The following is a 6,752-nucleotide window of genomic DNA, read 5'->3' as shown; positions in this document are numbered from 1 at the left end:
AACACCCCGACACCCTCACGTCCCGAAACAACCTCGCCCACGCCTACCAAACAGCAGGGCGGCTGACCGAAGCCATCCCGCTCTACGAAACCACCCTCAGCGCGTTGGAGCGGACCCTGGGCAACGAACACCCCGACACCCTCACGTCCCGAAACAACCTCGCCGGCGCCTACCAAGCAGCCGAACGACTGGCCGAAGCCATCCCGCTGCACGAAACCACCCTCAGCGCGTTGGAGCGGACTCTAGGCGACGAACACCCCAACACCCTCACGTCCCGCAACAATCTCGGCGGCGCCTACCAGTTGGCCGGCCGGCTGACGGAGGCGATTGCGCTGTACGAGTCAACCGTCGCCGTACGCGAGCGAGTGTTAGGCGAGATGCACCCGTCGACCGTCGCATCGAGAGAGATCCTCGCCCATGCCTACCGGCTCCGAGACGAGTGAGGACGACCGAAGACCGCCCGCATGGCACGGCTTTCGTCGAGCAGGGGTCCCGGGAAACTCCGGAGCCCCTGCACGCTGCTCAGGGTGCGGTCAGGGCCCGTACCGCGTCGACCACCGCCTGCCGGCGTACCGCGGCCCCCCGCGTCCGGTCGGCGAGCATGGTGATCTCGGACGGCTTCACGGCCCACATCGACGCCAGGGTCAGCACGGCGAGCAGCATCGTCGGAGCGTCCAGACGCGAGCTGATCTGGCCCTGCTCCTGAGCGGCGGTGATCGCCTCGACCTTGGCCGCGCTGGACGTGCTGACCGTCTCCAACTGCGCGTCCTCGCCCCGTTCCAGCGAGTACCACCGGGACAGCCGCGCGGCGGCGGGGTTGGCCAGGTACCAGTCGTGCAGGCGCCCGGCGTACTCCGGCAGATCATCCGCGGTGAACGGAACCTGCCGCATGGTGTCGAGTACGTAGTCCGCGAAGACCGTGTCGAACAACTCGTCCTTGCTGCCGAAGTGGGTGTAGACCAGGCCCTTGCTCACCCCGGCCTGCGCCGCGATGCGTTCCACCCGCGCACCGGCGATGCCTCGCTCGCCGAACTCCTCGGCGGCGGCCCCGAGGAGCTTGTCGCGGCTGATCCGTGAGCTGTTCATGGGTCCATCCTACCGGTGACTGACCGGTCAGTAGACGATGGCCGCCCCACCGGAGTACGGTCGTCGGCGGTGACTGACTGGTCATTAATTCGGCTGTAATCGATTTTATTACCCCACACAACCCGAAACGTGGGAAGAAGGAGCAATGGGAGAGATGACATTCGCCGGCAAGGTGGCCCTGGTCACTGGTGCCGGCACTGGAATGGGCGCGGCCACCGCCGAGCTACTCGCGCAACGCGGCGCCAAGGTCGCGCTGCTCGGGCGCAGGGAGGCACCGCTACGGGCGGTGGCCGACGGCATCGACGCAAACGGCGGCGAGGCGCTCGTACTGCCCGCCGACGTCACCGATCCGGAGGCGCTGGGACGCGCGGTGCGGGCGACCGTCGACCGGTTCGGCGGGCTGCACTACGCCGTCAACAACGCGGGCGTGTCCAGCGAGAATCACGACCTGCCGGACCTGCCGGTCGACGTCTGGGACGGCACGCTGGCGGCCAACCTGTCGTCGCTGTACTACTCCATGAGGGCCGAGCTGCCGGCGATCGCCGCGAGCGGCGGCGGTGCGATCGTCAACGTCTCCAGCGTGTTCGCCGACCGGGGGCTGCCGCAACGGGCCGCGTACTCGGCAAGCAAGCACGGGGCGCGCGGCCTGACGCGCTCGGCGGCGCGCGACTGGGCGGCCCGCAACATCCGGATCAACGAGCTGCAGCCGGGCGTGATCGACACTCCCATGCTCGACGCCGGCGAAGGCGAGGTCGAGCACATCGCCGCCACCATCCCCGCCAAGCGACTCGGCGCTCCCCGGGAGATCGCGACCGCGGTCGCGTTCCTGCTCAGCGACGACGCGTCGTACATCACGGGGGCGCACCTGGCGGTCGACGGCGGCTTCCTCGCCTGACGCACCCGGCCCCATCCCGCACCTCGCGGCACTGCCGCACAACCTCTCCACGAAAGGCACCACCACTCATGTCTGAGAAGGTCTGGCTCATCACCGGTTCCTCCCGCGGCTTCGGCCGCACGATCGCCGAGGCGGTCATCGCCAGCGGCGACAAGCTCGTGGCGACCGCCCGGCGCGAGAGCGATCTCGCCGATCTGGTCGAGAAGGGACAGGGCCGGGTCATCGCCGTCGCCCTGGACGTCACCGACGACAACGCCGCGAAGGCCGCCGTCCAGGCCGCCGTCGACACCTTCGGTCGCCTCGACGTCGTGGTCAACAACGCGGGGTACGGCACGCTGGGCTCGATCGAGGAGACGCCCGTGGACGTGTTCCGGGCGCAGATCGAGACGAACCTGTTCGGCGTGATCAACGTGACCCGGGCCGCCATCGGGGTTTTCCGCCAGCAGCGCTCGGGGCATTTCATCCAGTTCTCCACCATCGGCGGACGACGGGCGCCCGGCTACGGGCTGGCCGCGTACGGTGCGTCGAAGTTTGGTGTGGAGGGCTTCTCGGAGGCGCTCGCCGCCGAGGTGAAGCCCTTCGGTGTACGGGTCACGATCATCGAGCCGGGCGGCTTCCGCACCGACTGGGCCGGCTCCTCGATGGCCACCATCGAGCCTGGCGAGGACTACCAGTCCACCGTGGGCTACATGATCTCGCACCTGAAGGGTGGCGTGCAGCTCCCCGGCGACCCGGCCAAGGGTGCCGAGGTCATTCTGCAGGTCGCGGAGATGCCGGAGCCGCCGCTGCGGCTGCCGCTGGGCTCGGACGCCGTGCAGCTGATCCGCGCCGCCGACGAGGCCAAGATCGCCGAGATCGACAAGTGGCGTGAGCTGAGCGTCTCCACCGACGCCGACGACGCCGAGCACCGCGACCTGAGCGGCCTCAACAACTGACCGCCGGTCCCCGGGGGGCGAGGTCCGTCCGACCTCGACCCCCCCGGGAGTACGGCGTGTACGCGAACACGCGGATCTTGACCTTCTGCCGCTCCACTCATACGCTCACCGCATGGTTGAACATGTTCAAATACGGGTGTCGGGCGAGGATGGATCGTGAAGGTCGTCATCCCCGGCGGGACCGGGCAGGTCGGCGGGATCCTGGATCGGGCACTCAGTGCGGAGGGTCACGAAGTCGTGCTGTTGACCCGTTCCCCGACGGGTCCGCGTCAGGTGCACTGGGATGGCCGCACCCTCGGCGAGTGGGCCGAGCAGATCGACGGCAGCGACGTGGTCATCAATCTGGCGGGGCGCAGTGTGAGCTGTCGGTACACCGCGCAGAACCTCGAAGCCATGATGAGCTCGCGGGTCGAGTCGGCGCGGGTTGTCGGCGAGGCCATCGCCGAGGCGGCCCGCCCGCCCAAGGTGTGGATGCAGATGAGCACCGCGACGATCTACGCGCACCGCTTCGACGCGGCCAACGACGAGTACGACGGCCTGATCGGCGGTGACGAGCACGGTGTGCCCGGGTACTGGGCGTACAGCATCAAGATCGCCCAGAACTGGGAAGCCGCGCAGGAACGGGCGGCAACTCCCGACACACGCAAGGTCGCGCTGCGATCGGCCATGGTGATGAGCCCCGGCCGTGACGGCGTGTTCGACGTGCTGAGCTGGCTTGCCCGGCTCGGGCTCGGCGGGCCGGTCGCGGGCGGCCGACAGTACGTCTCGTGGATCCACGACCAGGACTTCGTCCGCGCCATCCGGTTCCTGATCGAACGCGACGACCTCACCGGAGCCGTGAACCTGGCCGCACCCGGCCCGCTGCCACAGCGGGAGTTCATGCGGGAGCTGCGTTCGGCCTGGCGGATGCCGGTTGGCCTGCCGGCCACCAGATGGATGGCCGAGGTCGGCGCGTTCGCGATGCGGTCGGACACCGAGCTGCTGCTCAAGAGCCGCCGAGTCACCCCGGGGCGGCTCGTTGATGCCGGATTCGCGTTCGACCACCCGCAGTGGCGGACCGCGGTCGCGGACCTGGCGTCACGGCGTCGCCGAGGCTAGTGCGGGTTCTCCGCAGTCCGGGCTCGATCCCAAGGTCGGTCGACGACAACCACCACGCGCCGACGCCGGGCCAGCCACGCGACGGCAGCGCCGGCGACGAGGAGCAGCAGTCCACCAGCGGCCACGGCAAGGGTCGGGTTGCCGGTCACGGGGAGTCCCGGGCTGGGCCGTCGCCGGTACCACGACCCGGAACGGGTTGCTGGCGACCCCACGTCTCGGTCGTCTGCCCCGGCTTGAGCAACTCAGGGAGATAGCAGAGTCGGTAGCGTTCTCTGACGCACGCAGCACCCGTCGGAGGCGTGTTCCTTCTGGGACGCCTGGAGGACAAGAGCCGCAACAGGAAGACAAGATCGTCGGACGATAGCGGATAACAGGTGATCGCGTCGGACATGAACCGGTCGATGCCCACGATCAGGCCCACACCGTCGGCCCCGGGGCCGCGTTGGTCAGGAACCGACGCGGGGCGGGGTCGGGGTGCCGTAGACCTTCTTGGCGTGCGAGGCGTACAGGCGTGGGGCCAGGAACGGCATGACCAGGCGCGGCACGAGCGGCATGTGCGTGAGGACCGCCTTGATCGTGTCAGGTTCGCCCTCGTACATCGCCATACCGAAGGCCAGTGGAAGCTCCTTCTTCGGACTGTTGGCGATCGCGTGCGCGCCGAGCTCGGCCCACTCCCTCGCGGTGACGTACTTTTCAGCCAGGGGAAGGATCTCCTTCTCCTCCAAGGCCATGTGCTCAAGGAGTTTCTCAAGCAGCCGGTCGAAGGCGGCGGCGACGTCATCGCCCCTCTGAGCCGTGGCACGCCACTGCGGTAGGAGCGCCGTCACCTCGGCCAGGGCGCCCTCGATGCCGTGATGCTGCCCCTCCATCGTCGGCACGATGGCGGCGGTCTCTTCCCCGCCCCGCTCGACGAGGCGCGGCCACAAGGCCATGTCCTCGCCTTCGTGGTGCACGTGCAAGATATGACACACCGTGTCGGCGTGGTTCGCCACGACCTCGGCGCGCTGGGTGTCACCCGGCACGACGTCCCGGACGAGCTGCGGGAGGAGACGGAACTCGCGGCGGAACATGGTGTGCGCCATGTACATGTCGCGGACGTCTGCCATGGGCTCGTTGACTGCCTGCATCACTAAGACCTCGGTTGAGAAATTCGATGGACGACGGACTGCATGGACACTCCTGCCCGATGTTTACCGGAGATCGGCAGGACGGCATCGGGAGAATTGCCTAGTTCCACTGTCGGAGCAACCGGCACCGAATCGGTACAAGTCCCGACGGCTCCCGGTGAGCTACGGGCAGGCTGGTAGCAGTTGGCCCTCCTGCGCGGGGCTGCCATCGCCCGATGCCTGCAGACCACCAGCGCACCCTTCCCGCTCACCGCACCAGGATCATCGGATCTGTACGCTCGTGCAGCAGGGCTGACCGTGGCATGCCAACGCCATCGACGAGGACTGAGGGGCACCGGTGCTTACCGTAGGCTCGGCCGACACCATCGTGGTGCCCGAGGGTGAGCGGTTCGGGTTCTGGCACGACCTGATCGCACGCGAGTCGGTGCCGATGCGGATCCACAGTGCTCACTCGGGAGACTTCCGCGCTCGGGCAGAGGTCATCAGCCTGGGCGAGGTGGTGGTGTCGTCGTGGCAGTATCCATCCCTGGCCATGCAACGGACCGGCAGGTTCATCCGCCGTAGCGACCCGGAGATGTACCAGTTCGCGCTGCCATTGTCCGGGCACGGTGGGGTGGAGCAGGAGCGGCGGGAGAATCTGTTCAGGCCCGGGCATTTCGCCATCGTCGACACATCGCGGCCGCATCAGTCATCGCATCAGCGGCGGTCGCAGCACGAAAGTCCGCTGACTACTTTGACGATCCTCGTCCCGCACGACGTCATCCCGCTGCATCCCGACAAGATCGCGCAGGTCCTGGGCACGACCATCTCCGCCAGCGAGGGGATGGGTGCGCTGCTCAGCCAGTTCGTGCGCCAGGTGATGACCCACCCGGAGCAATACCAGGAGGGCGACGTCCCGCTTCTGGGCTCCGTTGCGCGAGACCTGATGACCGGGATGCTTGCCCAGCGTCTGGACCTCACCGACGCCCTACCGACCGAGGTACGTGGCCAAGGCCTGCGTGTGCAGGTCAAGGCGTTCATCGAGGAGCATCTCGGCGACCCGAACCTCTCGCCGGGTGCTGTTGCGGCCGCGCACCACGTCTCGCTCCGCACCCTGTATCGACTGTTCGAGGCCGAAGACCAGACAGTCGCAGAACTCATCCGAACGAAGCGCCTGGACCGATGCGCCCGCGACCTGCGGGATGCCCGCTTACGGACACGGCCCATCCAGAGCATCGCCGCCCGCTGGGGTTTCCCCGACAAGGCTCACTTCAGCAGGGCCTTCAAGAGCGCCTTTGGAATGTCTCCCCAAGCCTTCCGACGCGACCCGCGCACCCGCCCCACCTCCGTCCAGCGCGTCCGTGCACAGAATCCCCTCTGAGCATCTCCCGCACGTCCCTGGCCCAAGGACGACCTGACCGGCGGGCACGCCGAGGGACGGCGACCTTCGTGCTGGCGAACCACACCAGCCGACTCGCGCCGAGCGCGGCCCAGGACGTTCGCCGCACCCACCGGAGGAAGCGCAGGTGCTGTGTGCCGACGTAGCTACCCCCACTCTCCCCGTCGATCTAGGGCATATCGCTGCTAGTGGATCTCCAGCAACAACGATATGCCCTAGATCGACGGGGCGGG

General features: G+C 68.1%; 7 protein-coding genes. 5 read left to right on the top strand and 2 right to left on the bottom strand.

Features of this window, described 5'->3' with window-relative positions; genetic code table 11:
- Nucleotides 1-443, top strand: a 443-nt coding sequence (locus ACFQGL_RS29845) for a tetratricopeptide repeat protein (protein WP_377515964.1), incomplete at its 5' end; no start/stop codon positions are given.
- Nucleotides 444-522: 79 nt separating this feature from the next.
- Here the strand turns inward: ACFQGL_RS29845 and ACFQGL_RS29840 are convergent.
- Nucleotides 523-1,086: a TetR/AcrR family transcriptional regulator gene (locus ACFQGL_RS29840; protein WP_377515963.1), complete on the bottom strand. Its 564-nt coding sequence runs from the start codon at nt 1,084-1,086 to the stop codon at nt 523-525.
- A 145-nt stretch (nt 1,087-1,231) separates the two neighbouring features.
- Between ACFQGL_RS29840 and ACFQGL_RS29835 the strand changes: the two genes are divergently transcribed.
- The 3 genes from ACFQGL_RS29835 (at nt 1,232) to ACFQGL_RS29825 (ending at nt 4,014) form a co-directional block, all read left to right on the top strand.
- Nucleotides 1,232-1,981 carry an SDR family NAD(P)-dependent oxidoreductase gene (locus ACFQGL_RS29835; RefSeq protein WP_377515962.1) on the top strand — a complete coding sequence of 250 codons (750 nt, stop codon included), beginning with the start codon at nt 1,232-1,234 and terminating at the stop codon, nt 1,979-1,981.
- Nucleotides 1,982-2,049: 68 nt separating this feature from the next.
- Complete coding sequence (locus ACFQGL_RS29830) at nt 2,050-2,916, top strand: oxidoreductase (protein WP_377515961.1); 867 nt, start codon at nt 2,050-2,052, stop codon at nt 2,914-2,916.
- 156 nt (nt 2,917-3,072) lie between these two features.
- The gene (locus tag ACFQGL_RS29825) at nt 3,073-4,014 is read left to right on the top strand and encodes a TIGR01777 family oxidoreductase (RefSeq protein ID WP_377515960.1); all 942 of its coding nucleotides are present in this window, start codon (nt 3,073-3,075) and stop codon (nt 4,012-4,014) included.
- Between the two features lie 446 nt (nt 4,015-4,460).
- Here ACFQGL_RS29825 and ACFQGL_RS29820 read toward each other — a convergent pair whose 3' ends face one another.
- On the bottom strand, nt 4,461-5,141 hold the full coding sequence (locus ACFQGL_RS29820) for a hemerythrin domain-containing protein (protein WP_377515959.1): 681 nt from the start codon (nt 5,139-5,141) through the stop codon (nt 4,461-4,463).
- Between the two features lie 337 nt (nt 5,142-5,478).
- Here ACFQGL_RS29820 and ACFQGL_RS29815 point away from each other — a divergent pair, with 337 nt between their 5' ends.
- On the top strand, nt 5,479-6,501 hold the full coding sequence (locus ACFQGL_RS29815) for an AraC-like ligand-binding domain-containing protein (protein WP_377515958.1): 1,023 nt from the start codon (nt 5,479-5,481) through the stop codon (nt 6,499-6,501).
- The last annotated feature ends 251 nt before the right edge of the window (nt 6,502-6,752 follow it).

The sequence above is a fragment of the Micromonospora vulcania genome, from assembly GCF_042658605.1.
Taxonomy (GTDB): Bacteria; Actinomycetota; Actinomycetes; order Mycobacteriales; family Micromonosporaceae; genus Micromonospora; species Micromonospora vulcania.
The sequence above is the reverse complement of the archived record's forward strand: the minus strand, read 5'-3'. Positions and strand labels throughout refer to the sequence as shown.

What these genes read in the sequence shown, in the direction of transcription:
- ACFQGL_RS29840 (WP_377515963.1), bottom strand. Translation starts at nt 1,086, where the DNA reads ATGAACAGCTCACGGATCAGCCGCGACAAGCTCCTCGGGGCCGCCGCC.
- ACFQGL_RS29835 (WP_377515962.1), top strand. Translation starts at nt 1,232, where the DNA reads ATGGGAGAGATGACATTCGCCGGCAAGGTGGCCCTGGTCACTGGTGCC.
- ACFQGL_RS29830 (WP_377515961.1), top strand. Translation starts at nt 2,050, where the DNA reads ATGTCTGAGAAGGTCTGGCTCATCACCGGTTCCTCCCGCGGCTTCGGC.
- ACFQGL_RS29820 (WP_377515959.1), bottom strand. Translation starts at nt 5,141, where the DNA reads ATGCAGGCAGTCAACGAGCCCATGGCAGACGTCCGCGACATGTACATG.